21 protein-coding genes and 1 riboswitch are annotated in these 24,076 nt (G+C 68.0%); of the genes, 4 read left to right on the top strand and 17 right to left on the bottom strand.

The features are described from left to right. Positions 1–27 precede the first annotated feature (27 nt). From ACIBG5_RS40850 to ACIBG5_RS40860, 3 genes are read right to left on the bottom strand one after another with little or no spacing between them, the layout of a single operon-like run. Complete coding sequence (locus ACIBG5_RS40850) at positions 28–981, bottom strand: VWA domain-containing protein (RefSeq protein ID WP_360453169.1); 954 nt, start codon at positions 979–981, stop codon at positions 28–30. Beyond that, a complete protein-coding gene (locus ACIBG5_RS40855) occupies positions 981–1,940 on the bottom strand; it encodes a DUF58 domain-containing protein (RefSeq protein ID WP_396397430.1) in 960 nt (319 codons plus the stop codon). Before ACIBG5_RS40855 ends, ACIBG5_RS40850 begins: the two co-directional genes overlap by 1 nt. Before the next feature lie 29 nt (positions 1,941–1,969). Further along, positions 1,970–3,004 carry a MoxR family ATPase gene (locus ACIBG5_RS40860; RefSeq protein WP_360453163.1) on the bottom strand — a complete coding sequence of 345 codons (1,035 nt, stop codon included), beginning with the start codon at positions 3,002–3,004 and terminating at the stop codon, positions 1,970–1,972. A 241-nt stretch (positions 3,005–3,245) separates the two neighbouring features. On the opposite strand from ACIBG5_RS40860, the gene ACIBG5_RS40865 reads away from it, so the two are divergent. Beyond that, positions 3,246–4,091: a hypothetical protein gene (locus ACIBG5_RS40865; RefSeq protein ID WP_396397432.1), complete on the top strand. Its 846-nt coding sequence runs from the start codon at positions 3,246–3,248 to the stop codon at positions 4,089–4,091. 52 nt (positions 4,092–4,143) lie between these two features. Here ACIBG5_RS40865 and ACIBG5_RS40870 read toward each other — a convergent pair whose 3' ends face one another. The 6 genes from ACIBG5_RS40870 to ACIBG5_RS40895 form a co-directional block, all read right to left on the bottom strand. After that, a complete protein-coding gene (locus ACIBG5_RS40870; protein ID WP_396397433.1) occupies positions 4,144–4,398 on the bottom strand; it encodes a hypothetical protein in 255 nt (84 codons plus the stop codon). Positions 4,399–4,418: 20 nt separating this feature from the next. Next, a riboswitch (guanidine-III (ykkC-III) riboswitch) is annotated at positions 4,419–4,486 on the bottom strand. 3 nt (positions 4,487–4,489) lie between these two features. Beyond that, positions 4,490–5,326, bottom strand: coding sequence for an aldo/keto reductase (locus ACIBG5_RS40875; protein WP_396397435.1), 837 nt, complete (start codon positions 5,324–5,326; stop codon positions 4,490–4,492). 160 nt (positions 5,327–5,486) lie between these two features. After that, complete coding sequence (locus ACIBG5_RS40880) at positions 5,487–7,082, bottom strand: CocE/NonD family hydrolase (protein WP_396397436.1); 1,596 nt, start codon at positions 7,080–7,082, stop codon at positions 5,487–5,489. A 70-nt stretch (positions 7,083–7,152) separates the two neighbouring features. Continuing rightward, complete coding sequence (locus tag ACIBG5_RS40885; protein ID WP_396397437.1) at positions 7,153–8,088, bottom strand: oxidoreductase; 936 nt, start codon at positions 8,086–8,088, stop codon at positions 7,153–7,155. Positions 8,089–8,128: 40 nt separating this feature from the next. Beyond that, the gene (locus tag ACIBG5_RS40890) at positions 8,129–9,589 is read right to left on the bottom strand and encodes a M4 family metallopeptidase (protein WP_396397439.1); all 1,461 of its coding nucleotides are present in this window, start codon (positions 9,587–9,589) and stop codon (positions 8,129–8,131) included. Between the two features lie 170 nt (positions 9,590–9,759). Next, positions 9,760–10,215, bottom strand: coding sequence for an Lrp/AsnC family transcriptional regulator (locus ACIBG5_RS40895; protein ID WP_396397440.1), 456 nt, complete (start codon positions 10,213–10,215; stop codon positions 9,760–9,762). 89 nt (positions 10,216–10,304) lie between these two features. Between ACIBG5_RS40895 and ACIBG5_RS40900 the strand changes: the two genes are divergently transcribed. Then, positions 10,305–10,865 carry an RBBP9/YdeN family alpha/beta hydrolase gene (locus ACIBG5_RS40900; protein ID WP_396397441.1) on the top strand — a complete coding sequence of 187 codons (561 nt, stop codon included), beginning with the start codon at positions 10,305–10,307 and terminating at the stop codon, positions 10,863–10,865. 129 nt (positions 10,866–10,994) lie between these two features. Continuing rightward, a complete protein-coding gene (locus tag ACIBG5_RS40905) occupies positions 10,995–12,113 on the top strand; it encodes a winged helix DNA-binding domain-containing protein (RefSeq protein ID WP_396397442.1) in 1,119 nt (372 codons plus the stop codon). Between the two features lie 37 nt (positions 12,114–12,150). Here the strand turns inward: ACIBG5_RS40905 and ACIBG5_RS40910 are convergent, their stop codons facing one another. From ACIBG5_RS40910 to ACIBG5_RS40945, 8 genes are all read right to left on the bottom strand, one after another. Then, the gene (locus tag ACIBG5_RS40910) at positions 12,151–13,104 is read right to left on the bottom strand and encodes a M48 family metalloprotease (RefSeq protein WP_396397443.1); all 954 of its coding nucleotides are present in this window, start codon (positions 13,102–13,104) and stop codon (positions 12,151–12,153) included. A gap of 134 nt (positions 13,105–13,238) precedes the next feature. Then, on the bottom strand, positions 13,239–14,387 hold the full coding sequence (locus ACIBG5_RS40915; protein WP_396397445.1) for a hypothetical protein: 1,149 nt from the start codon (positions 14,385–14,387) through the stop codon (positions 13,239–13,241). A gap of 15 nt (positions 14,388–14,402) precedes the next feature. Then, positions 14,403–15,188 (bottom strand): hypothetical protein, encoded by a 786-nt coding sequence (locus ACIBG5_RS40920; protein WP_396397447.1) that lies wholly within the window; start codon positions 15,186–15,188, stop codon positions 14,403–14,405. Between the two features lie 156 nt (positions 15,189–15,344). Further along, complete coding sequence (locus tag ACIBG5_RS40925) at positions 15,345–17,081, bottom strand: hypothetical protein (protein ID WP_396397449.1); 1,737 nt, start codon at positions 17,079–17,081, stop codon at positions 15,345–15,347. A 263-nt stretch (positions 17,082–17,344) separates the two neighbouring features. After that, positions 17,345–20,581, bottom strand: a complete 3,237-nt coding sequence (locus ACIBG5_RS40930; protein WP_396397451.1) for an ATP-binding protein — start codon at positions 20,579–20,581, stop codon at positions 17,345–17,347. Beyond that, positions 20,578–21,141, bottom strand: coding sequence for a hypothetical protein (locus tag ACIBG5_RS40935; protein WP_396397453.1), 564 nt, complete (start codon positions 21,139–21,141; stop codon positions 20,578–20,580). The genes ACIBG5_RS40930 and ACIBG5_RS40935 overlap by 4 nt, the downstream gene beginning before the upstream one ends. Continuing rightward, a complete protein-coding gene (locus ACIBG5_RS40940) occupies positions 21,142–21,429 on the bottom strand; it encodes a hypothetical protein (RefSeq protein WP_131350394.1) in 288 nt (95 codons plus the stop codon). Positions 21,430–21,478: 49 nt separating this feature from the next. Further along, positions 21,479–22,378, bottom strand: a complete 900-nt coding sequence (locus ACIBG5_RS40945) for a conjugal transfer protein (protein WP_396397454.1) — start codon at positions 22,376–22,378, stop codon at positions 21,479–21,481. 763 nt (positions 22,379–23,141) lie between these two features. On the opposite strand from ACIBG5_RS40945, the gene ACIBG5_RS40950 reads away from it, so the two are divergent. Continuing rightward, complete coding sequence (locus ACIBG5_RS40950; protein WP_360453113.1) at positions 23,142–24,017, top strand: aldo/keto reductase; 876 nt, start codon at positions 23,142–23,144, stop codon at positions 24,015–24,017. Positions 24,018–24,076 lie beyond the last annotated feature (59 nt).

The raw sequence follows: 24,076 nt of genomic DNA on the forward strand, positions 1-24,076 counted from the left end.
ACGGCCGTGTCGCGCTTCTGGTCGGGGTTACGGGAACCGCGAGGCCAGGGCGATGCAAGCACCGGCGGCGGCCAGGGTGAAGAGCATGGCGATGCCGGCGAAGCGGGCAGTGACTTCCTTGTCCACCTCGTCGTACCCGACCGAGGAGCCGATGTCCTTGTAGACGTCCTCGAGCTCACCCGCGGACTCCGCGGTGTACGCCTCGCCGCCGCTGATCTCGGCGACGCTGCGCAGCTCGGCCCGGTCCGGTGGGACCCGCTGGCGGATGCCGTCCATCTCGATGAAACCGGAGTCGGTGCCGAAGCAGATCGTGTACACCGGGGTGTTCTTCGCCTTCGCGGCCTGCGCACCCTCCTGCGCCGTCCGGCCGACTGTCCGCTTCCCGTCGGACAGCAGCACGATCCGGGCCGGGGCCGGGTCGTTCGGGTGGTCAGGGTCCGGTGGGACCTGGGTGAGTGCCTGCAGTGAGGTGAAGATGCCCTCGCCGGTCGCCGTCGACTCGGCCAGTTCCAGGCCGTCGACGGAACGCAGTACCGTCGCCCGGTCGGTGGTCGGCGGAACGATGATGGACGCCGTACCGGCGAAGTTGACCAGGGCAACGTTGAACTTGCCCGGCAACTGGTTGATGAAGTTCTTCGCCGACTTCTTCGCCGCCTCCAGCCGGTTCGGCTCGATGTCGGTCGCCATCATCGACAGCGACACGTCGACCGCGACCACGATGGTGGCCCGTTCGCGCGGCACCTTGACCTTGTCCTTGGGCTGCGCGAACGCCACGATGCACGACAGCGCGGACAGCAGCGCCAGCCCGACGGCCAGGTGCCGCCGCCACTGCGGCCGGCGCGGCGCGACCCGGTCCAGCAGGGCGATGTTGGTGAAGCGCAGCGCGTACTGCGAGCGGCGGTGCTGCAGGAAGATGTACGCCGCGAGCACGACCGGGATGATGAGCAGGAACCACAGTCTGGCCGGAGACAGGAACTCCATCAGCGAGCCACTCCCTTCGGCGGTTGGTGCAGGCGGGGCGCCACTCGCCGGTAGGCGAGCACGAACCGCACGGTGTCGGCGACCCAGTCCCGGTCGGTCCGCAGGACCAAGTGCCCCGCACCTACCCTACGCAGGGCGATCCGGGTTCGTTCCCGTTGCGCGAGTGCGGCCAGCCCGAACGCTTCCCGGATCTTGCGCCGGCGGGTGTCGATCTCCCGTACCTCGCCCGTCTCGGGGTCACCGATCGTGACCACGCCGATGTTCGGCAGTTCGAGCTCGCGCGGGTCGACGATCTCCACCGCGAGCACCTGGTGCTGCGCGGTGAGCTTGCGCATCGCGCGCTCCCAGGACGGCTCCAGCCGGCTGTCGACCTCACCGTCCTGAGGGGTCAGGAAGTCGGACACGACCACCCGCAGACCGCGCTTGCGTTGGGTCCGGGCCATCGATTCGAGTGCTGCGGCCAGGTCGCTGCGATGTGCTTCCTGGTCGCCCATCTGCTCGGTCAGCAGCGCCCGGAGCAGGCCATACAGTGCCAGTCGCCCGGACCGGGCCGGCCAGCGCCGGAGGGCGGAGTCACGCAGCATCAGGCCACCGAACCGGTCACCCAGTCGGTGGGTGAGGAACCCGACCGTGGCGACGGCCGCGACGGCCAGCTCCCGCTTCTCCAGCTGCGACGTCCCGAAGTCCATCGACCCGGACAGGTCCACCAGGGCCCACGTCTCCAGCTCCCGGTCCGCGATCAGGTCCCGCACGTGCGGAATCGTCGTACGGGCGGTGACGGCCCAGTCCATCCGTCGTACGTCGTCCCCGATCTGGTACTCCCGGGCCTCGGCCAGCTCGGTGCCAGGCCCCGGCAGCAGGCCGAGGTGCTCCCCGTGCAGGTACCCCTCGAGCCGCCGTACGACGGTCAGCTCCAGCCGCCGGAGTGCACGCTCGGGAGCGAGCTGCGAGATCGTCATCGCAGCCCGCGGATCCGGACGGTTGGCCACTAGACGAACTCCGGGCGGCCGGTGCCGTCGTTGCCGTCGCGCCAGACCGGCTGCGGCGGCGGGACGGTGGCCAGGATGCGCTCGATCACTGCGCGCGGGTCGATGTTGTCCGCGACCGCGTCGAAGGTCAGGCCGAGCCGGTGACCCATCACGTCCAGCGCGACGGTCTGGATGTCGCTCGGCAGCAGGTAGTCCCGCCCGTGGATCAGCGCGAGTCCCCGCCCGGCCGCGATCATGCCGAGGGTGGCTCGCGGGCTGACACCGAGCTCGATGATCGGCTCCAGGTCGGGCAGGTGGAAGTCGGACGGTGTCCGGGTCGCCATCACCAGGCGGACGGCGTACTCCGCGACCAGGTTGTGGACGAAGACCTGATCCGCGGACCGCTGCAGCTCCAGGATCGTCTCCGGCTTCAGCACCTGCCGGGGCTCCGGCGGGTCGACGCTCATCCGGCGAAGGATCTCGAACTCCTCGTGCCCGCGCGGGTGGGGTACGTCGATCTTGACCAGGAACCGGTCCCGCTGCGCCTCGGGCAGCGGGTAGACGCCCTCGGACTCGATCGGGTTCTGGGTGGCGATCACGATGAACGGCTTCGGCATCGGGAAGGTCTGGCCGCCGATCGACACCTGCCGCTCGGCCATCAGCTCCAGCATCGCGGACTGCACCTTGGCCGGGGCCCGGTTCACCTCGTCGGCGAGCACGAAGTTCACGAACGTCGGGCCGAGTTCGATGTCGAAGGCTTCCCGGGTCTGCCGGTAGATCCGGGTGCCGACGATGTCGGACGGGACCAGGTCGGGGGTGAACTGGATCCGGGCGAACGTGCCGCCGACCACCGACGCGAAGGTCCGCACCGCCAGCGTCTTGGCGACGCCGGGCACGCCCTCGAGCAGGCAGTGGCCCTTGGCGAGCAACGAGACCATCAGCGTCTCGACCATGTGCTCCTGGCCCACGATCACCCGCTTGACCTCGGTGACGGCCTCGCCGATCAGCCGGGACTGCTGGGCCACCGATCCAGCTGGCACAGTGGTTTCGGTCATGCCTGTCCTTCCGGGGTCCGCGCTCGGACCTTGGTCATCTCCGCGCCGCGTCGCTGCTGTGGCGCACTCACAACTCCGGCCATTCCATCAGATCCCCGGGTCCGCCGGGCCGACGGCCCACCAGGTCCTTTCCCCATCCTCCCCATCGACCCAAATTCACAAGCCTCGACCGGGGCCGTCACAGCGGGTGAGTTCTCCCGGTGGCGACAGTGCTACCAGGGATGTGGTGGGATTGGAGGTGATGACTGCGACGGAATCACAGGCTGAGGTGCGTACGGCGGACACGCCGGACGACGCGCCTGCGCGGGTGATCCCGGAGGCACTGCCGCTGCTGCCGGAGGATCCGCCGCGGGTCGGCGAGTACTGGCTGCGCGGCCGCCTCGGCGCGAACGCGGCCGGCTACCTGTACACCGCAAGCGCCGACGACGGCCGGAGCGCGGTGGTCGCGATGATGACCGAGGGCTCTGCGGACGACGCGGCTGCCCGGGACCGGTTCGTGAACGCCGTCGACGAGTTGCCGGACGACGCCGTACTCGCGCACAACGACTCGGACGACGACGACCTGGCGCTGTGGGTCGCGCTCGGCCCGATCCGGACCGACGACGGGACCAGCGCGGCGTCGGACGAGCGGCTGATCGCGGAGCGCCGCGGCGAGGACGTGCTGTCCGCCGTACTGATGGACCGGGTCCCGCAGAACGGACGGGTCCGCGGACCGGACTTCCGGCACTACTGGGAGGGCCGCCGCCGGCCGGGCCTGTTCCGGATCTGGCCGCTGCCGTGGCCGAACATCCTGCGCCCGGCGTCGCGCTGGGCGCTGATCTTCGCGCTGGTGACGATGGCGCTCATCATGGCGCTGGCCGTGTTCCTGGCCTGGCTGCTGTTCCGCAACGCCGAGCCGCTGGAGCCGGAGCCGGTCATCCCGACGCCGAGCAACACGGTGACGGTGACGGTCACCCCGACCACCCCGCCGCCGAACACCGGATCGACCGGACCGACGCCGACCACGAGCCAGACCCCGACGAGCGGAAGCCCCACGGGTACACCGAGTTCGGGGACGCCGCCGACGAACCCCGGCGACAAGTTCTGACCCGGCATTTCAGTGGCCGGCGTCGGTGCGTGGCCTGCTCAGTGCGTGTGGCTCAGTGCGTGGCCGGCTCGCGGCCTCGGTTGAAGGTGAGCAGACCGATGAGGCTGATCACGGCCCAGCTGCCCTCGAGGAGCAGGAAACCCCACGAGGACTCGACCGCGGCGATCACCGCGAGCACCCCTGAGCCGAGCAGGTTGAGCAGTTGGTACGCGAGCGTCCGCTGACGGAGCTTGCCTGCCTGGGCGGCCGCGAAGGCGACCAGAATGGTGACCGCGCCGGCGATCTCGAGAATGTCGATGGCATGCATCGGAGTGGCCCCTCCTGGGGCGGGCGCCGTCTTGTCGTGGACCGGGTACGACGCCACTCGACCGGGGAACCGCAGACCGCGGAACCTGCCGTCAGGATACCAATCGCAGCAATTCCGGATCCTGCCACAAGGCGGCCGGCACCGGCTGCCGCACCAGGGCCGCGTCGGCGCGGATCTCGGCCGGGCTGGCCGCGGCGATCAGCACGGACGTGACCGCGGCATGCCTTGCCGGGAAGGCGAGTGCTGCCTGCGGCAACGAAACGCCGTACCGCTCGCAGACCGCGGAGATCCGCCGGGCCCGGATCGCGACGGGATCGCTGGACTTCTCGCTCTGCAGGATCGGCCGGGTCAGGATGCCGGACAGGATCACCGAGATACCGCGAGCCAGGCAACGATCCAGGAGCGGCGCCGCGGACTGATCGAGGAGCGAGTACTGCCCGGACACCAGCACACAATCCAGGTCCACATCGCGCACCAGTCCATCGAGCAGCCGCCAGTCCCCCGAGGTCACTCCGATTGCCTTGATCTCTCCCCTACGCCGCAACTCGTCCAGCACCGGGTACGCCGCCTCGATCGCGGCCTCGTCGGGATCTCGGACGAGCACCATGTCGACTGCGAACCCGAGCCGTTTCACACTCGCCCGCACCGACGCACCAGCCTCCTCACCCGCCACCTTGGTGGACACGAGGAACTCACCACGCGGCCGCCGTTGCAGCGCCGTACCAAGGCGTCGCTCCGACTCTCCGTACGCCGGAGAGGTGTCGAAGAACCGGATGCCGGCCTGGTACGCCGCGTCCACGGTGGCGACCGCGGCCGCGTCACCGTCCCGCCCTGGCGGTTCGCCGAGACGCGAACCGCCGAGCCCGAAGCGTGGTGGCCGGAACCTGCTCACCGAGGTGGGCGCGAGCGCATGGCTGGGAGCGGCCATCGCACTGTCACCTCCCATGGTTGGCAGTAGCTACCAGGATCGGTGAGACGCGACGACTTCGCATCCCGAACCCGCCCGAGTCAGCGGCCGGGACCGTCGTCAAGGCGCGGATCCGTGTTGGGTTGACGATTCAGCACTGTGAGCTTGCCCGGTCAGAGGATCACGAGATGCTGATCCAGGACGGGTCGCTCGCCGGGGAGCTGAAGGTGACCGACGTACCGAGAGTGCTCCGGCCGAGGTAGCGCGGGTCGACCGTGTCCACCACGAGAACCAGGTGATTGCCGGCCGGGACCTCCCAACTGGTCGCCTCGAGTCGCACGTCGATCGGCACCGCCTTGCCTGGGGTCGCGCCGCGCAGGGTCAACGGCTTGTGCGTGATCAGCGAGCCGACGCCGAGCGCGTTGACGTCGTACAGGTAGGCGAAGAGCGAGGTGCTCGGACCGGACGGCTTGACCGTCAGATGCAGCTTCGGCGTGCCGTTGACCACGGCGCCACTGGTGTAGACCGGGCCGGACCAGACGCCCGCGAACGACCTGTCCACGAGCGGAGTCGCGACTGCGGTCGGGATCGACAGAAGCCCTTGCAGCGCGCCGGAAACGAGCACCACGCCGCTGTCCACGAGGGTCGGCACACCAGCGGCGATGTTGCTGGTCCACCCCGTCGAGGCCTGCGACTGCAGACTGCCGGTGCGCGACAACCCGGTCGGCTTGGTGAGGTACGCCGTACGCGGCTGTCCGACGGCGGCCCAGCTCGGGTACCCACGCCACACGCCGCGTTGCGACTTCAGCTGCACCGGCGCCTCGGCGACCGCGCCGTTGTCCGCGCCGGCGATGTAGTGCCGCAGCCAGGCCGCGAGCTCGTCCCAGGTCTCGTTGGGCAGGCCGATCGCGCCGGGCACCTCAGGGGTCGCATGGTCGCCGTGCGCGAGCAGCAGCCGCTTCGGGCCGGTCAGCCGGGTGAAGAAGTCGGTGTACTGCGAGGGCGGGAAGATCGAGTCCTCGAACGCGTTGGCCAGGAACACCGCCGGGGCGTTCGCGTTGATCCGGTCGACCATCGTCGCGGCCGACCTGACCGGCGCCAACTGCTTGGCCTCGGCGATCGCGCCGTCGAAGTTCCCGGTGACGAACTTGGTCTGCAGCGACGCCATCTCCGGACCCGGACGGCCGGTGATGTTGCCGAGGGCAAGCAGACCGGCGACGGACTGGAGCGCGACCGTGTCGTTGGGATCGAGCGACGCAATCAGGTCGGCCCAGCCGCTCATCGCGCCGACCGCCTTGATCCTCGGGTCCTGCGCACTCGCGAGCAGCGAGGTGCCGGCGCCGTACGAGATCCCGACCGCCGCGACGCGGCCGGTGTCGGCCGGCGTGTGCTGATCGGCCCAGTCGATCACCTTGCTGACGTCGGCGACGGTCGGCGGGCCGGCGATGTCGATGCCACCGCCGGAATCCCAGAAGCCGCGACTCGAATACGCAATGACCTGGAACCCGGACCTGGCCAGCTTCGCGCCCTGACCGACGTACTCGACGTTCGGCACGCCCCAGCTCGACGGCATCACCACGAGCGGGAACGGCCCGTCGCCCTGGCCGGTCGGCGTCAGCACGACGGCGCCGATCCCGGTCCCGCCCGCCCCGGGGATGCGCTGGTACGACGTACTGAAGCCTGCCGCGGACTGATCGGCCTCGGCACGCGGACCGACGGTGATCAGGGCCAGCGCAACGGCAAGGGCGACAGCGAGGGCGGCTGCGAGTCTGCGCACGTGAGACCTCCGGCGTCCGGACTATCATCGAGAATTACCGGAGGGTAACCAGAAAGCTGCCGCTGTGTCACTACCTCGGCACGGTGAGTGCCGGATCCACTCCGGTTGCCTCGATCGACCACTCCCACAGCCGCTTGGCCAGGTCGGGGTCCTGCGCGGTGCGGGTGGGGAGCGCGATCGCCGGTTTGCCGCGGAACCCGAGGAAACCTGGGCCGACGTACGCGCCGGGGCGCAGGTCAGGGTTGGTCGCGGCGTACAGGCTCGGCCAGGCACCTGCGGCGGCGGACTGCGCGAACAGCGTGTTCCCGATGGCCATCAGTTTGGCCATGAACCGCTGCCCCGCGAGTTCCGGGCCGTAGGCCTGCAGGTGGGTGGACGCGTAGCCGGGATGTGCGCCGGCGCTGAGCAGCTTCACGCCGGCAGCGCGGGCGCGGCGGTCGAGCTCGAGCATGAAGAGCACGTTCGCGAGCTTCGACTTCCCGTACGCGTCCCACTTGGAGTAGCCGCTGGCGGGTCGCCGGAAGTCCGCCTCCGCGACCCCGCGGACAGTCGTATGCACGAACGAGCTGACCGTCACGACCCGGGCCGCGGGCGCCTTGAGCAGCAACGGCAGCAGCCGGCCGGTGAGGGCGAAGTGCCCGAGGTGGTTGGTGCCGATCTGGAGCTCGAAACCGTCCTTGGTCTGCAGGTACGGCGTCGCCATCACGCCGGCGTTGTTCACGAGCAGGTCGAGCGTGTTGTAGGTCGCGGAGAGCTTGCCGGCCGCCTGCTCGACACTCGCCAGATCGGCCAGGTCCAGCTCGACGACTGTGGGCTGCCGGCCGGATGTGTCGGCAAGGGCTTGGGAGACCTTGGCGGCCTTCTCCGGATTGCGCGCGCCGATGAGCACCTCGGCGCCGTGTCTCAGCAGTTCGAGCGCCGTCTCGTAGCCAAGGCCGCTGGTGGCGCCGGTGACCAGCGCGCGTCGTCCGGTCAGGTCGGGGATGTCCGCCGTACTCCAGGTCATGCGCCCACAGTAGTCGTGGGCGCACACCCTGGAGCGACCGTCAGAGGATCTTGCGCGCCTTGAAGGCGTCGGTCACCTGCTGCGCGGCGGGTTTCCCGTAGAGCAGCCGGGCAGCCTGGACGGTGTCCTGGGCCGCGGCGGCGAACGAGGTGTCCGGGTCGTAGAAGAACGTCGCCTCGAGGATCACCTTGTTGGCCTTGGTCCGGCCGAGGGCCCGGTTGATGTCCCACAGTGCGTTCGACCAGATCTCACCGTCGTCGTGCACCTCGCCGACGATGTCGTCGGTGGTCTTGCCGGTGTCGGTACGACGCAGGCAGTGCGGCTCGGTACTGGTGTACGACGTCGCGTCCCAGTCCATCACGCAGGGCAGCTCGAAGCCCTTGCTGACCGGCTCGGACATGGTGACGGCCCAGTAGTCGCCGAAGCCCTCACCGATCGACCCGGCCGGCACGTTCGAGCCGAATCCCGGCACCACGTCGTCCTGGATCGCGTGACCGTACTCGTGCCAGATCACCTCGGCGTCCTCGGCGTCGTCGACGCCGCCTTCGCCCATCGTGATCATGTCGTCGTCCGGGGAGTAGAACGAGTTGTCACCGGCGAACGTGTTGATCGAGAAGTCCTGCGACTCGTTGTTCACCTCGGTGAAGCCCAGCTGGTGGATGTACTCCTGCGTCTGGTTGACGTGGTAGTACGCCATCACCTGCTCGAACTTGTTGTTCGCGCGCTGGTAGACGAAGTTGTTGTTCGTGTTCTCTGCGACTCCGCCCTTGGCCTCGGTGATGTTCACGTAGGTGCCGTTGAGCTTGCCGGAGCCGTCCAGGTTCCGCAGGATCACGTTCTTCTGCGCCAGGAACAGGGCGTCCTGGTTCTTGTCGTTCTGGTCGGTCAGCTTCTCGTTCTTCTCGCTGACCACCGGGTTCGGGTCGAACACCGAGCCATGGCCGTCGACGTTCTGGCTGATCACCTTCGACTCGACCACGGTGCCGCTCTTGGCGTCGACCAGGGACTGGCTGACGCCCTCGGCCGACTTGCTGGTCACCTTCCACACCACCCGCGCGTCCTTGCCGCCGACGACGGCAAGCTGAGCCGCGCCTTGGGTGGCGGTCGGCGCCGGTACGGCGTCCTTGTGCGGCCCGGCGATCCGGGCCCGGGCGGCGCGAGCGCTGACGACGCTGTTCGCGCTGCTGGTGGCTGTTGCCGCAGGCACCTTCGTCGACACGTCCAGATCGACCGGAATGGCGTCCCGTCCGTCGGCGATCTCGACACCGCCGGCCTTGGTCTCGTGCTTGGCGTAGTACCCATTGACGACGGGCAGGCCCTTGAAGGTCTGCTGGTACCAGTAGTGCTTGCCGAGCAGCGACGTCTTGGTCTTGATCAGCTTCAGGTTGCCCAGGGTCGTGGTCTCCGGCGCGGCCCCCGCGGCGCTGGTGACGGACAGCCCGAGCGAGATGGTGGCCAGTCCGGCGGTGACGGCCACGACCGCCTTGCGGCGTTTCGTCATATGTTCCCTCCCACAGTCGACGAACCCGTTCGTGTTGCGTGATGCAACAACTACAATCCGTCGAGACCCTAGTTCGCCTCACTGCCTGCTGGGAAGCGATACTCCCCGTCGTTCCGCGCCCGCAAGGGAAAACCTGTCGACCGCCCGCAGGCCCGGCCGGGCTGCCGCCTTCACCCGATAGCGAAAGGTTTGGTCGGGTAGTTGCGCAGGACGAGCGAGGTGCTGACCGGCCCGAGACGCCCGATCGCGTCGACCACCTGCTCCAGGCGGCCGGCGTCAGGCGTGTGGACGTCGAGGAGGAAACAGTCCTCACCGGTCAGCCGGTACGTCGCGGTGATCTCCGGGAGACCGGCGAACAGCTCGAGCGCCTCCGGGATCCGCGCATGCAGCGTCCGGACCCGCACCGCCGCGTGGATGTTGAGCCCGATCCGGGCCGGATCCACGATCGCTTGATAGCCGGTGATCACGCCGGACCGCTCGAGCCGCTGAATCCGCGCCGACACCGCCGGCTGCGACAGATTCACCTGCCGCCCGATGTCGGCACCACTCAACCGCCCGTCGGTCTGCAGGATCGCCAGGATCTCCCGGTCGATCGCATCCAATGAATTCGTGTTCGATTCGCTCATCTGCCTTTGATCCATCAGCTGACACACCTCCCTGCCAATGACCAGCCTCATGATGGTGACATCTCTGATCACCTCTTGGGAGCTGTCTCATGCATTTCATCATCGTCCCCGGCCTGAACGGCTCCGATCACAACCACTGGCAGTCCGCCTGGGAATCCGGCTGGCTCGCCAACTCGACCCGCATCGCGCCGGCATCCTGGACGCATCCCGACCGTGACGACTGGACCGCCGCGATCGACCACGCGGCCGGTCAGGTCGCCGACGACGACGTTGTCCTCGTCACGCACAGCCTCGGCTGCTACGCCACCGCTCACTGGCTGACCACGAGTGCAGCACCCCACGTGCGTGGAGTCTTCATGGTCGCGCCACCGGACCAACGCGCACCCACATTCCCGACCACGCTTCTCTCGACCTTCGCCCGCCTCGAGCCCAGTCCCCTACGCCTCCCCGCCGTACTGGTCGCCAGCGACGACGACCCGTACTGCACCGTGGAAGCCGCGGCCCGCCTCGCCGTCGACTGGGCCGTCCCTCTTGTCACCACGGGCCGCCAAGGCCACATCAATTCCGACAGCGATCTCGGTCTGTGGCCTCTCGGCCAGCGACTCCTCACCAGCTTCGTGGCCGGCCTTGGCCTGACAGTCGCCACCTGACGCTGACGATCGGGGATCGTCGTATCGCCCCGAACACCAGGTCTCACTGGCGAGCGGCTCGAGTAGAGGACCGAACCTGGCCGCTTCTTCTCGTAGCGTCGAACCCGACGCACAGGAGAGGATCCCGCCATGACCAAGCTGAGCCTGCAGGCCCTGAGTCGCGCCACCCTGGAGCGGCAGTGGCTGCTCGAACGCCGGGACGCGACCGCCCTGGAGGCGATCGAGCACCTCGTCGGTATGCAGGCGCAGTCACCACTCGCGCCGTACGTCGGACTGTGGACGCGACTGCAGTCCTTCCAGCCGGAGGAACTCGCCAAGCTGCTGGAGGAGCGGCAGGCCGTCCGCGGTTCGATGATGCGGGCGACGATCCACCTGATGTCGAGCCGCGACTTTCTCGCGTTCCGCCCGCTGATCCAGCCGCGGCTCGAGCGCGAGGTGTTCCAGAACATGACGTACGGCCGGCACCGCCTCGAGGGGCTTGACATCGACGCCGTACTGCGAGCCGGCATCGACCGCATGACCGCCGGCCCGGCGACCGCCGTACAACTGCGTGAACACCTCGGCCCGCTCTGGCCCGACCGCGAACCCGCCGCACTGGCCCACGCCGTACGCTGCCTGCTCCCCACCATCCAGACCCCGCCACGCGGCATCTGGGGCAAGGGCGGCAACCCCGCCATGTCCACCGCCGACCTCTGGCTCGACTCCCCCGTCGACCCCGCCGCCTCCACCGACCCGGTCCCGTCCCTCGAGCGGCTCGTCCTGCGCTACCTGGCCGCGTACGGCCCCGCCTCGGTCGCCGACGCCCAGACCTGGTCCGGCCTCACCCGCCTCGCCGAGATCTTCGACCGCCTGGACCTCCGCACCTACACCGACGCCACCACCGGCCGAACCCTCTACGACCTCCCCACCATCAGCCTCCCCGCCGAAGACACTCCCGCCCCCACTCGCTTCCTCCCCGAATTCGACAACCTCCTCCTCTCCCACGCCGACCGAACCCGCTGGATAGACACCCCCACCCGCCAACAACTAACCCTCCAGGAAGTCCTGACCCGAGGCTCCCTCCTCCACAACGGCCAAGCCACCGCCCTCTGGAAGCAAACCAAGTCCAAGAAGTCAGCCCTCCTGGACATCGAGCCGATCATCAAACTGACTCGCTCCGCCCGCACCGCGATCGAGTCAGAAGCCCACAACCTCCTGACTTTCACCGCCCCCAACGCCACCCATGAAGTCAGGTTCACCCAGTCCTGATCCACCACCCTCCCCGGCTCAGCGGAGACGCATCAGATCAGTTCGACTGCAGGAAGCGTTCCAGGGCGTGCGCGCGGTCGGTGAGAGATGGGTAGCTCGACATCAACTGCCGCCGTCGGCTGCCGTCGCGACCCAGCATCTGCTGGTGCTGGAACTGCCAGCCATAGAGAACCTGGATGAGCGTCGCACCGTAGCCGAGCTCGGCAGCGCGGCGATCGGCGCGGATGACGTCGCGTCGGCTGAGCCACGCAAGGATCGGCGGCGCGACGAAGGGCGTGAGGAACAGCAGCGGCAGCAGCAAGCTGTCATCGAGCAGCAGGACGGCGAAGAGGACTCCGGAGTACGCCAGCAACACGAAGGCAACGACCACACATCCGACGGCGGGAACCGCGAGCATCAACCGGCCGAGTGCCCGTACTCCGATCAGTGCGCACCGCGCCGGAATCGAGTACCAGAAGCTGAGCAGGCTCAACCAGTCCCGTCCGCCCAGGTGATGACCGAGTTCATGAGCCAGCGCCGCTTCGAGGTGCGCCGGAGGCAGTGTGTAGAGCGCCCAGCGGCTCACACCGACAACGTGTCCCGGCGTCGGTGTTGCGTTGACCTCTTCGGAATCCTGAATCCACAGCGTGTACCTGTCCTGCGGCACACCGGCTCGTTCGATGACCTGTCGCCAGGCCATCTGCAGCCGCTGCTCCTCCACGAGAGTCGGCTGCCGAAGTCGGAACAAGTAGCGAGCAAGCATGTCTTCGACAGGCCGAACGAAGACAACCGCTCCGGACAGCATCCAGGCAACAACAATGATCCATCCCCAGCCGAAGCCGAGCAGCCCAACGATCCACGAGACGATGGCGAAGCTCCAGAAGTACCAAGGCAACGCCGACAGCAGGAGAGTCGCGATGGAAACGTCGACCCGGGCGCGTGGGGAACCGGCATCGGCACCGGTTCCAGCCGCGTCCGGAGGCAGTTGGATCCACTGTGAATTCGGGGGCACGGCTGGTGGACCACCGGGCCCCGGCGGCTGCCTGGGCTCGAGTTGGCCGGATTCCCAAGCGCTGTCCTCAGGTGGGTCACCGGGGCCGGTCATCCGAGATTCTCCTTCTGCATGGGTGAGGCGTGAGGTCCGTGTCAGAACACGGACACGTGAACGTGGTCGAAGTGGCCGCCGGTGGCGTCGGTGGGGTTGTAGACGCCGCCGCCGTTGTACGGGATCCACGTTCCGCGGCGGGCTGACCAGATCTTGCCGTACCAGATCACATAGTGCACCCCAGTCTGCGCCGCGGTCTTGACCGCCCAGTTGGCGATCTGGTCGCCGCGGACTCGAGCCGGGGCGGACTTCCTGGCGTCGGCCCCGACCATGACGTCGCAGGCTTTCCCCCGCGGATGGTCGCTGGTCGGGTTCCAGACGTGGGCGTCCCAGCAACTCATACTGAGAGTTCCAAGGTTCTTGCGGGCCTCGGCGGTCCAGGCCGCCGTCCGCGGTGTGACCAGGCCGCCGGTGCCACTCGGGTCGGTGACGCTTGCCTTCTGCTCGGGCCAGACCCCGTTGATCGGTCCGTTCTCGACCAGACCGCCACCTTGCCCACCGCAGTCGTCATCGTCCAGCACGCCTTCATTCGCCGAACCCGGAGGAGGTGCGCCTGATCGACCGGCATACGGATTCCCCGCACGGGTCAGGTCGATGCCCGCCTCCGACGCGATCTGTCGCGCCTCCTGCTCCCGCAGCGCATAGCGGTCGGGGAACGCCGAGACCTGAACAGCTTGAGCGACGTCGCCAAGAGGCATCGTCGGCCAGCCGTTGATGTCGACCAAGCCAGGAGGGCTCGGAGCTGCGGAGCCGCCGAAGAACGCATTGGCTGAATAGTGCGGATCCATGATCTCTGCGACTGTTCCCCATCCGGCTGCCGGACGCTGCTGGAACAGCCCAACGGAGTCTGCGTCGCCGTACGACAAGTTCTGCAGGTTCGATTCGACCAGAGCCGTCATCAACGCGATCAGAGTCGCCTTGCCGGGCAGACCACGCTCGATCGCGGCCTGGTCGATCAGCTTGGCGAAGTCTTGCTGGGATTTGCGAATCCAGCCTGCTGGAACGCGGCCGCCGGCTTGTCCCGGTGGCAGCGGAAGGCACGCCGCCTGCGGCTGAGTCGTTCCGCCGAAAGGCGCGACCATCAACAGACTCACGACCCCGACGACCGCGAGCGCAACCGCGCCCTTGACGTACACACTTTTGCTCGCGACTGCCAGGAAACCCCGACCGACATCACGTTCGTCGAACATCGCGATCCCCCACCGTCATGGCCCCGTACCGCCAGACACGTCACTGATGACCCACTGGCCGTTCTGGTTCGCGAGCGTGACAAGCAGGGGTACGTCGATGCGCTGAGCATGCTTGCCCGTGACATTGATCGTGACCTTCACGAAGCGCGTGATGCGATCCGGTGTGTCGACCGGCGCCTCCGCGTTGGCCGCCGGCGCACTCACCGGAGCAGAGACGACCGTCGACTTTCCACCGTCCGCCTTCAGGGCGTCGTAGGTGGGATCGCCCGCCGACGTGAAGCTCGCGGCCACTTCCTCGGTCATGTACTTCGAGGCCTTGCCGACCAGCGCGGCATAGTCCTCGGTGCTCGGGTCGCGGGTGTAGAACACCCGAGCCCAGGCGCCAACTACACCAGTGGCCAAGGCTGTCGCATTCGCAGATGGGCGCCGGGTCTCAGGTGGCGGGGTCGTCAGGGCCGATGTCGTCGCGGTCGGAGCAGCTTGGCTCGACTGATTGTTGGACGGAGCCGTCGGCAGGACGACTGTGCTTCCCGGTGTCAGCAACCCAACCGGAGATCCTCCATCCGTGTCCTGGTCGCCGAAGAGGCGCGGCAGACCACCGCCCAGACCGAGAATCACGATGGCCAGGATGACGACCAGGACGACGATGACCGCCGGGCTGGTTGGCTCGGCCTGTCGTTGGCTGCGCAGCCACGCCATACGCTGCGCATGATCGTCGCGCCGCCAGCTCTTCTTCGCACGACGACGCTCGCGACCGCTGAGCTCGTCCATCTCCTCCGGATAGTCGTAATCCGTGCTCATCAGCGAGCGCCAGCCGTCGGGCGCATCCGGCCGCCGATCTGACGGGTGCCCGCCGTCAATGTCATCCGGCGGACTCGGGTCCGGGGCATTGTGACGTGGCCGGCCGCTACCTTCGCGGCGGGCGTGAGGCGATCGTGATCTCCGAGCCATCAAGCATCACCTGCGCGGCACGTGCATTGTCACGCCGTCCTTCGTGACAGTGGAGTACTCCCGGAATCTCCGCTGTTGAGAGGTCGGTGGCTTGCGCCGCGATCGCTGCCCCTTGGGTGGTCCCTCCCGCAGACTCGCAGAATGCGTGTGGACACGCGGCTGCTGATGCCTGAGCTCGTTCGCAGGCATCGCTGTCTGCCGAGAATGCCGCCCCTTCGGTGCGTCCGACGCCGCGCGCCTCGATGCGCGGCTGGTCGATGAACTGCCCGTGGCCGCGACTCCCGCGGCGGTCACCGTGATGGTCCGGCGCTTGTCGACATCCTTGCCCTGATCGCGGGAGCGGGCGAGATTGAGTGCAGAGGTGCTTCGTGTCGGATGTGCCGCGGCAGCAAGCCGTCCGCCGGTACCGGCCGCGCCCTGTCCACCAGCAGGTCCGGCCGGACCTGCTGCTGCGTCGGTCCGCCGCCGGTCAGAACCTTGAGTCAACTCGTACGGCGAGCCGCTCGCGCCTCCACGCGGCAGAGCATTCAAGGCGGGCGCCTGCCGGTAGACCCGCACCGAGGAAACTCTCTGCGGGCCGGTTGCCCCGGTGCCTCCGCTGCGTTCTCGCCGCTCTGTCATGGCCGGGGCTGCCCCACGGCCGCCCACCGCACCTGCTAGTCGCCTGAACGCCCCGAGGGCACCCTTACGGGCGAGACCGCCGAGGAGGATGCTCCCGGATCCCGGCCGCATCAGCGACGTGAGGTTGTCGAGCAGTCGGCGCAACCTGAACGCGGCGATCAAGACCGCAATGGCCAGTCCGGTGACCGGCAGCCACCCGAGCACGCCGGTCAGGCTGAAGATCACGGTGACCAAGGTCAAGGTCGTCCCGAACACCAGCATCGCGAGGAACGACTGGATCACCAGACCTATCAGGGCCTCGAACCAGTTCAAGCCCCACTGTCTGGGCTTGCCGGGAATGATCCACAGGCACGCGAAGAAGACCCCGACGACCAGCAACAGCAAACACCCGATGAACGCCATCAACGCCGTGAATGCCAACGAGATGGTCAGGAATGCGAACAACGTCGCCGCAATCGCGGCGAGCATGACCACCGAAATTCGCCCGAACGGGTTCTCGCCCTTGACCCATTTCACCGTCGCGGCGTCATCGCCGCCTTCGGCCGGCTTGATGACGGAATCGATGTACTTCGAGCGCGCGTCCCCATCCGTGCCCGCGTCGAGCATGCCTTTCCCGTACCGGCCGCAGGCCTCCACCGACCCGAATTCCGCAATGCACCACGGTGTCACGGCAAAACCGCGCCACGTGGCGTCTGCGGACTTTCTCAGCAGGGTGTCTTTCGGAGGCCCGGTGAAGCCGGGCTCGGGCCAAGGTATCGGGCTCTGCATCGTCGGCCCCATCGCGTCGGCAGAGCTCGTCATGATGGTTGCCGCGCCCAGTTGGCGGGCTCCGTCGATTCCGCGCAGCCACATCGCCGGCGCCACCGCGAAACTGACGCTCAGCACGCCGGCGACCAGCACCCAGACCAGCTGGCCCATCGCGCTGCCGCTCGCCCTGCGTTGCGTATAAGCCGCGACGGCACCGAAGGCGAGCGCCGAAGGAAGCAACCAACCGACGAGTTGATTGCTCGAGGCCCCGATCGTCGTCGCGGTGGCGTCGGTCAGCGGCTTGACATCGGTGAACGAGAACAGCCACCAGCCGACCGAGATCGCCGCACGGGTGATGGCGATGATGTACATCATCACCATGTAGGCGTAGCCGTTGAAGACCGCCTGCAGAGGGTCGCGGATGCTGGTCTCGAAGTCCAGTCCGTACGTCATCGGACCGTACTGCTCGAACAGCGTCCTCGTGTCGCCGTGCGTCAGGTCAGGCGTCGGGAGCAGGTCACCGAATCCTGCGGGGTTGGTGGGGCCCGGCTTGGGGTCGGCCGCGAGCGCGACCTGGCTGGTGACGATCAGGGAGATGGCGAGGACGGTTAGCGCCGTGCGGGCTCGGCGCTGCCATTTCATGCGACGTGCTCCTTGTTGCCGGAGGGGGATCGCTGGGGGTCGTTGTCGGAGGTGCCGTTGGGGGCGGGTTGGTACATGGCCTCGTTGTAGGCGGCTTCGTCTGCCTCTTGGTCGTAGACCTCGTCGGGGCCGATGGGGGATTCGTACCGGGTGGGGTGGTGGTGGTCGTGGCCGTTGGAGGTGGGCGGGTGGCCGTTTTGCTGGGCTACTGGCTGGGAGGCGGTGGATGGGTCGGCTGAGGTGTGCTGGGGCTCGGCTGGCGCCATCGGGGGGTGGCCGGTTGAGGCCGGGGCTGATTGGTTGGGCTCGGTTGATGCCGACGTGGAGGCAGGTGGTGCCTCTGGTGCGGGGGCCGGGTCGGCCGAGCCGTTCTGTGTGTACTCAGGACCGGCCGAGCCGTTTGGTGCGTACGCGGAGTCGGCTGAGCCGTTTTGTGTGTACTCAGGGCCCGCTGAGCCGTTTGGTGTGTATGTGGGGTCGGCTGAGGCTGAGCCGTTTGGCGCGTGCCCGGGGGGCGTTGCAGGGTGGGCTGAGCCGTTGTGGGTGTGGGCCGCGGGTGTGTAGGCCGGGTCCGGTGAGCCGTTGGGAGAGTAGGCCGGGGCCGGCTGTTGGGCCGGGCGCGGCTCGGTGGGGGCAGCCGGCTCGTCGGCGAGGTGAGTGTGGGCGTCGGCTTGGGCTGTGGCGGTGGCGGCTGGTTCGAAGGTCTCTTCTTCGTCTTCGGCGAAGGGGTCTTCGGGCTCATACGCCACGATGACGGGCTGGGCCGGCTGGACGTCGTGTTCGGACTCGGGGGTGGTGCGGAGGAGGGCGGCCACGCGTTCGCTGGGGATGTCGATCTGGACGGTGGCTACCTCGTCCCAGCGGTCGCGCATGATGCAGTGGCCGTGGCGGATGCTCTTGCCGTTGGCGGCGGTGTTGATGCCGCGGACGAGCGTCTGGTACGGCGGTGTCTGCGGGCGACCGAGTAGCTCGAGCAGCGAGTCGACCTGCTCGCGGGAACGCAGGCTGAAGGCGAACAGCGTGGTGATCTGCTCGACCAGACCCGGAAGCTTCAGGATCGACGCGGGGTCCTGGGTGTCCAGCACCAGGGACGCGCCGAGCGCACGGCCGACACGGGCGATGTAGTCCAGGAAGGACGCGCCGTCAGGGGTCTTCGTGAGCAGGTGAACCTCAGGCACGATGACGACCTTGGACCGGCCGCGGAACTCGCGACGGCCGGTCGTCCGGACCATCCACGCCAGGCAACCGCGCAGACACGCCATACCGACACGTTCGATCGGGGACCAGGACTCCGGCGCCGACTCCGGTGAGGGCAGCGTGAGGCCGGGCATCTGAACGACCCAGAGACCAGGGTTCGTCGTCAGGGACGACAGACCGGACGGCGGACCGGCGACGACTGAACCAAGGCCGGTCTCCACCAAGTCACGCAACGCAAAGCCAACGGTCCGCGTCGTCTCCGACTCGGAGTTGCACAGGCGCTGGATGACACCCCATGACGAGGGATCGGGCGACTGGATCTCCGCACGGGTCGCAGCAACGACCGGAGCCTCGGCCGCACCACGCAGATGCGGCGGCAGCAACAACATCAGCTGAGACGGAGCCTGCAGCAATGCGTCGTCGACGGGCAGCACGCGCAGCAGGTCCGCAGCACCGGAGAACTGTGCCGTGATCTCGATGACAGCAGTCGGTACGCCGTACTCCGCGGCGACTGCGGACACGCCGGCCGCGTCGCCCTTCAGGTCGAGCAGTGGCACCCAGGCACCGGCGAAGGCGGAGTCGAGACCACCCATCATGGCGGCGGTGGTCTTGCCTCGACCGGACCGGCCCAGGAACAGCGTCGTCGTCGCGTCACCGAGAGCAGAACCCGCGGCCGCGTCGAAACGCACCAGACCGGGCGTCGACCCGGTCAGATAGCCGATGGCAGGACCAGTGGCGTCACCGATCGACGCACCGCCCCAGAACCAGGAGCCGAAGAAGGCGGTCGATTCACGCACATGTCCGAGGTCGGGGACGCGCAACTGGTCGCCTGGCAAGGATTCCAGCCACAGGTCGCGCTGCTCGTCCGCGCCCGGGGCCACGGTGATACCGCGGTCGGCGTAGTGCGCGATGACGGCGTCGACGTACGCCTCGAGGTCCTCGCGGGTGTCCGCGCTGACCAGCAGGCGAGGGTGGTCCTCGACCAGGGTCAGGCCACTGCGGTTGATGTCTCGCTTCACCTCCCGCATGATGCGTTCGGTCTCGACGATCTCGTCCGCGGTCTCCTCCGCAGTGCCCTTCGCGGCGGACCGGCGCTGTTCCTTGGCGCTCTTGCGCGTCTCGTCGACCAGGCTCCGCGCGGTCTTCTTGGTCAGCACCCGGAACCGGACGGACGCCTCGACGGTGACGTCGATCTCGTCACCGTCGTCGTCGATCGCCTTGATCTCGGACAGCGTGCGCAACCACTCCCCCGCACCCGGCGTCTCGAGCTCCTCGGGGAAGTCCGTCATCGCCAGCACGGTCGTGTACGCCGCGATCTGCCCGCGGGTGTCGTAGATGCGCAGGTGATCGGTGTACGGCACGACTCGACCGGAGGTGAGCCGGGCAAGCGCGGCACCGGTGATCAGACCGCGGCGGGGCGCGGCGACGGCTCCGCGGTGCATCTCGCGGCTGACCAGCCAGGAGATCACCTCGGCCGGCGCGGTGTGCGCCCGCCAGACGGTGGAACCGAGCTGCCGGGCGAGCTTGCGGACCCGATCGTCCAGGTGCGCGAGCTCACGGGCGCTGACCCGCCAGGACGTCGTACCGAGGGCGTCGCTGATCGAACCGCGCACCTGCGCGGTCGCCCGCGGGTCGCGGTCGCTGAGGTGGACGCCCAGAGCGACGTACCGCTCAGGCATCCGCATCTCGTCGATGCGGTCGGCGCGCGTCTGCGCCCAGGCCTCGTGGTCGCCGAGCCGGTAGTGGCCGGCCATGGAGTCGATGTAGTCCTGGCCCGTGGAGCGGCCCCAGACCACCTTCAGGTGGCTGAGCCGGTCACCCAGGATGGTCGCAGCGGCGCTGACCGCAGCGTCCAAGGCGGCGTCCTGCTCTGCCTCGGTGGCCAGGTCGGTGTTCGCCACCGAGATCAGGAACCACGCCTCCGCACTGCGCTCGGTCACCAGCAGGCCGTCGGCGATGGCCACCAGGCGAGGCGGCGGTAGACCACGCTCGCGGCCGACGCCGACCAGGTTCAGGAGTTTGTCAGCGATCTTCATCGTTGGCCCTTCCCTGACGAGTTCCTGCGACTGACCCGTTGCACGTGGTCCGCCCCGAGCAATCGGGCACGCTGGTTCACAGTGATGTCCGCACCCGCGCGGACCATCGGGTCCAGCTCCACCACGACCTCGCGGTCCCACTCCGGCGTCACTCTGGCCTTCGCCAGGTTGGCCACCTTCTGGGTCGCGACGCGCTCACGCCATGGCAAGTACTCCGTCTTGTCGGCGGCCCGGGCGCCGAGACCGATGATCGGGCGGTGGGCGCGCAACGCGTAGCGGACGGCCAGCGCCCACTCGGTCACGCGGCGGCGGCGTTCGTGGAACTTACCGGGGCGCCAGCCGAACGCGGTGATCACGAACGGCGGAACGACGTACAGGCTGACGGTGGGCTTCTTCGGCACCCCGATGAACGGGATGAGCAGTGCGACCCAGAGAACGATGATGACCGCTCCGAAGATGATCATCCGTCGCCGGGCGCCTTCTCCCAGGTCGATGCCGAGCAGGTCGTACTGCCGGGTCTCGATCTCGAAGTGGTGGGTCAGGGTACGGCCGACGCGCATTCAGCTACCTCCGGACAGCAATCCCCAAAAGCCCTTCAGCACATTGATGGTCTGGTTGTTGGCGTAGATCAGCCCGCCGACCAGGACCCCGGCCGCAATGTGCCCGAACAGCTCGCCCCACTCGCGCTTGAAGTAGTGCCCGATAGCCCGCAGCACGAGGATGGCGATGAAGATGTTCCCCGCGATGACCAGCACCCAGTCCTTGAAGTCCGCACCCGTGGGGACATTGGGATCGGCCAGGGGCGCGGCGAGCTGCACCACGCTCGCGGCCAGTTCGTGAGTCGTCATTGCGGTGTCTCCCTTGTTGCCTTGGTGATCCGATGGCCTGTCGCTGGATTCATCCGACGGCAGCCACTTGCCATCGTTGTGCTCCGTCCGTGGCGACAGTACGCCTCAACGTGAGCGTGTACGTCTGGTCGAGGGTGGTGTCACCCGCCCCGTCCCAGGTGACGGCAGCGGTCGCCCGCCGCTCGTCGTCGTTACCGGTATAGACCTGCCAATCCTTCAGCTCACCGAACTTCACTGCGCCGTTCAGGCTACGGATGGTGGAGCCTGGCGCGGTCACCGCCGACACCTTGTTGTCCGACTCCGCGTACGCGCCGAAGAAGGCCTCGGCATCCTTCAGCGTGGCCGCGGTCAGGTCGTCGTCCGGAGCGCTGGCCTCGGGCATGTTGTCCGGCAGCGGCACGCGCACATCCGGCACGAACGTCGGCGGCCCACTGGCCACCACTCGCGATGCGGTCCGGGCAACCGGAACGGACAGCCGCTCCCACGTGGCCGCCCCCGCGGTCCACACCTTCCCCTTCTTCACATACGGACGAACTTCCACTCGTACGTCGACCACTGCGGTAACGCCACCGGAGTCGACCGTGACCTCGCCCGGGTAGGCACGGTCCGCGGTCTGCTTGCCGCGGCCGTTCCAGCCGGCGCGACTGTCCAGACCGGCGGCCAGGTCAAGCCCGATCTGGGCCGGCCGCGCATCCGGTTCCTCCTCGTCCCAGTTCAGGTATGACACGGCGTAGCGAGTCGCGACCGCGCGGGCCTCGTCGGACGGGAAGTTGCTCTGCCCGCTGACCACCGTCTCGGGCGCCCGGTTCGGACTGATCCACGAACGAACGCCACTGATGGCAGCCAGCAGCAGTACGACGACCACCAGGCCGCGGAAGAACCGGCGGGCCCACGTGGAGAACGACGACTCGGACTCGGTCGACCATGGCGCCTGGCCGGGCTCGTACACCTCACGGCCCGGGACCGGTGGGGTATGCGCACCATGAGACGATCGCTGTTTCAAACGTTCGGGTGGGCGCTGTCCCGGTTGCGAAGGCTCAGACGGACGAGAGGAGGGACGACGCGGTGGTGCCATCACACCGCCGGCCGGCGGCGGAGCCTGCTGCGGAGTCGAGTACTGCGCCGCTACGCCCTGTGCCTGGCGAGGGGTGGGTGACACCGGACCATCCGGGTGGTCCCACCACTCCGGTGCGGTGTTCTGCGGCCGTCCCTTGCCCGGCTTCTTCGTACGCCGCTGGTCCGACCAATGCTCACCTCTTGGCGGCAGATTCAGCAACGTTCGCCACCAACTCATCGCTACCCGCCCCTCAGACAGCAGTTACGCGGACAGTAGCCGGGAGAATACGGCAAGCGACTGTCGTCCGGGAGACCTGAGACCAGGATCCGGATGCTCCATCGCTCCCCGCAGTCATACTGTTACCCAACTCGCGGGCAGTGTCACACTCATCGGAAAAGAGTGACACCTTCGGCACCGTCGTCATAGCTCCTCTCTCATGCCCGTTCCGGTCGATCGGGCAGCGCACACCATGCCACACGCCGCGGACAGGTTCGAAGATCCGTGCGAACAACATGGTAAAGAACAGGACAAGTGATCACAGATAGTAACTGATCAGTGGGTCCAGCCTGTGGAAAACTCTCCCGTGGCGAGGGGTCAAAACGGCATACTCCGGGCATAGGGTCCGATGTATCCCTGCTACCCCTGGAGGACCAGGATGGAAACACGCCGACTGGGCAGACTCGGGCACGAGAGCTCGGTGCTCATCTACGGCGCGGCCTCGCTCGGCGGGGTCGACCAGGATCGAGCCGACGCCTCGATCCAGGAGGCCCTGGACGCCGGCCTCAACCACTTCGACGTCGCCGCGGACTACGGTGACGCCGAGCTGCGGCTCGGCCCGCGGATGCCGGAGATCCGCGACCGCATCTTCCTCGCCACCAAGACCGGCCGCCGCACCTTCGAGGAGGCCTGGAGCGAGATCAACCGGTCGCTGGAGCGACTGCAGACCGACCATGTCGATCTGATCCAGATGCACGCCGTCTGCGATCTGGAGAACCTCGATCTCGTCACCGGGAAGGGTGGCTCGCTGGAGGCGGCGATCCGCGCCAAGGACGAGGGCATGGTCCGGGCCATCGGCATCACCGGCCACACCGCCCAGGCGCCGTCGGTGCACACCGAGGGCCTGCGCCGGTTCGACTTCGACAGCGTTCTCACACCTCTCAACTATCGCCTCTCGACGGACCCGCAGTACGCGGCCGACTATGCGGCGCTGGTGGAGGCGATCAAGGCCTCCGACGCGGCGCTGATGACGATCAAGATGATTGCCCGGCGCAACTGGCGTGAGGGCGAGGAGAAGTCGTACGACACCTGGTACCGGCCGTTCGACGAGCAGCGCTACATCACGGCTGCGACCGCCTGGCTGCTGAACGGCCACCCGGAGATCACCGGCCTGGCCACGGCCGGCGAGACCCGGCTGCTGCAGCAGATGGTCGTCGCCGAGCGGGAGCGGGCCGACCTCACACCGGAGGCCGCCGCGTCGATCCTGGACGAGGTCAAGGACTACGCGTCACCCTTCGTGGACATTCCGATCTGATTCGGCGTGTCCCAGGTCACAGTCCGGCATCCGCATAGCGGGCAATCCGTACGGCGTAC

Origin of the sequence: Kribbella sp. NPDC050241, from assembly GCF_044459685.1 — a bacterium.
Lineage (GTDB): Bacteria > Actinomycetota > Actinomycetes > Propionibacteriales > Kribbellaceae > Kribbella.

Excerpts from the sequence above, each read along its gene's own strand:
- ACIBG5_RS40895 (WP_396397440.1), bottom strand. The coding sequence starts at position 10,215 with ATGAGCGAATCGAACACGAATTCATTGGATGCGATCGACCGGGAGATC.
- ACIBG5_RS40890 (WP_396397439.1), bottom strand. The coding sequence starts at position 9,589 with ATGACGAAACGCCGCAAGGCGGTCGTGGCCGTCACCGCCGGACTGGCC.
- ACIBG5_RS40940 (WP_131350394.1), bottom strand. The coding sequence starts at position 21,429 with ATGACGACTCACGAACTGGCCGCGAGCGTGGTGCAGCTCGCCGCGCCC.
- ACIBG5_RS40875 (WP_396397435.1), bottom strand. The coding sequence starts at position 5,326 with ATGGCCGCTCCCAGCCATGCGCTCGCGCCCACCTCGGTGAGCAGGTTC.
- ACIBG5_RS40870 (WP_396397433.1), bottom strand. The coding sequence starts at position 4,398 with ATGCATGCCATCGACATTCTCGAGATCGCCGGCGCGGTCACCATTCTG.
- ACIBG5_RS40855 (WP_396397430.1), bottom strand. The coding sequence starts at position 1,940 with ATGACGATCTCGCAGCTCGCTCCCGAGCGTGCACTCCGGCGGCTGGAG.
- ACIBG5_RS40920 (WP_396397447.1), bottom strand. The coding sequence starts at position 15,188 with ATGAGCACGGATTACGACTATCCGGAGGAGATGGACGAGCTCAGCGGT.
- ACIBG5_RS40860 (WP_360453163.1), bottom strand. The coding sequence starts at position 3,004 with ATGACCGAAACCACTGTGCCAGCTGGATCGGTGGCCCAGCAGTCCCGG.
- ACIBG5_RS40865 (WP_396397432.1), top strand. The coding sequence starts at position 3,246 with ATGACTGCGACGGAATCACAGGCTGAGGTGCGTACGGCGGACACGCCG.
- ACIBG5_RS40950 (WP_360453113.1), top strand. The coding sequence starts at position 23,142 with ATGGAAACACGCCGACTGGGCAGACTCGGGCACGAGAGCTCGGTGCTC.
- ACIBG5_RS40935 (WP_396397453.1), bottom strand. The coding sequence starts at position 21,141 with ATGCGCGTCGGCCGTACCCTGACCCACCACTTCGAGATCGAGACCCGG.
- ACIBG5_RS40915 (WP_396397445.1), bottom strand. The coding sequence starts at position 14,387 with ATGTTCGACGAACGTGATGTCGGTCGGGGTTTCCTGGCAGTCGCGAGC.
- ACIBG5_RS40900 (WP_396397441.1), top strand. The coding sequence starts at position 10,305 with ATGCATTTCATCATCGTCCCCGGCCTGAACGGCTCCGATCACAACCAC.
- ACIBG5_RS40930 (WP_396397451.1), bottom strand. The coding sequence starts at position 20,581 with ATGAAGATCGCTGACAAACTCCTGAACCTGGTCGGCGTCGGCCGCGAG.
- ACIBG5_RS40905 (WP_396397442.1), top strand. The coding sequence starts at position 10,995 with ATGACCAAGCTGAGCCTGCAGGCCCTGAGTCGCGCCACCCTGGAGCGG.
- ACIBG5_RS40925 (WP_396397449.1), bottom strand. The coding sequence starts at position 17,081 with ATGATGTACATCATCGCCATCACCCGTGCGGCGATCTCGGTCGGCTGG.
- ACIBG5_RS40850 (WP_360453169.1), bottom strand. The coding sequence starts at position 981 with ATGGAGTTCCTGTCTCCGGCCAGACTGTGGTTCCTGCTCATCATCCCG.
- ACIBG5_RS40885 (WP_396397437.1), bottom strand. The coding sequence starts at position 8,088 with ATGACCTGGAGTACGGCGGACATCCCCGACCTGACCGGACGACGCGCG.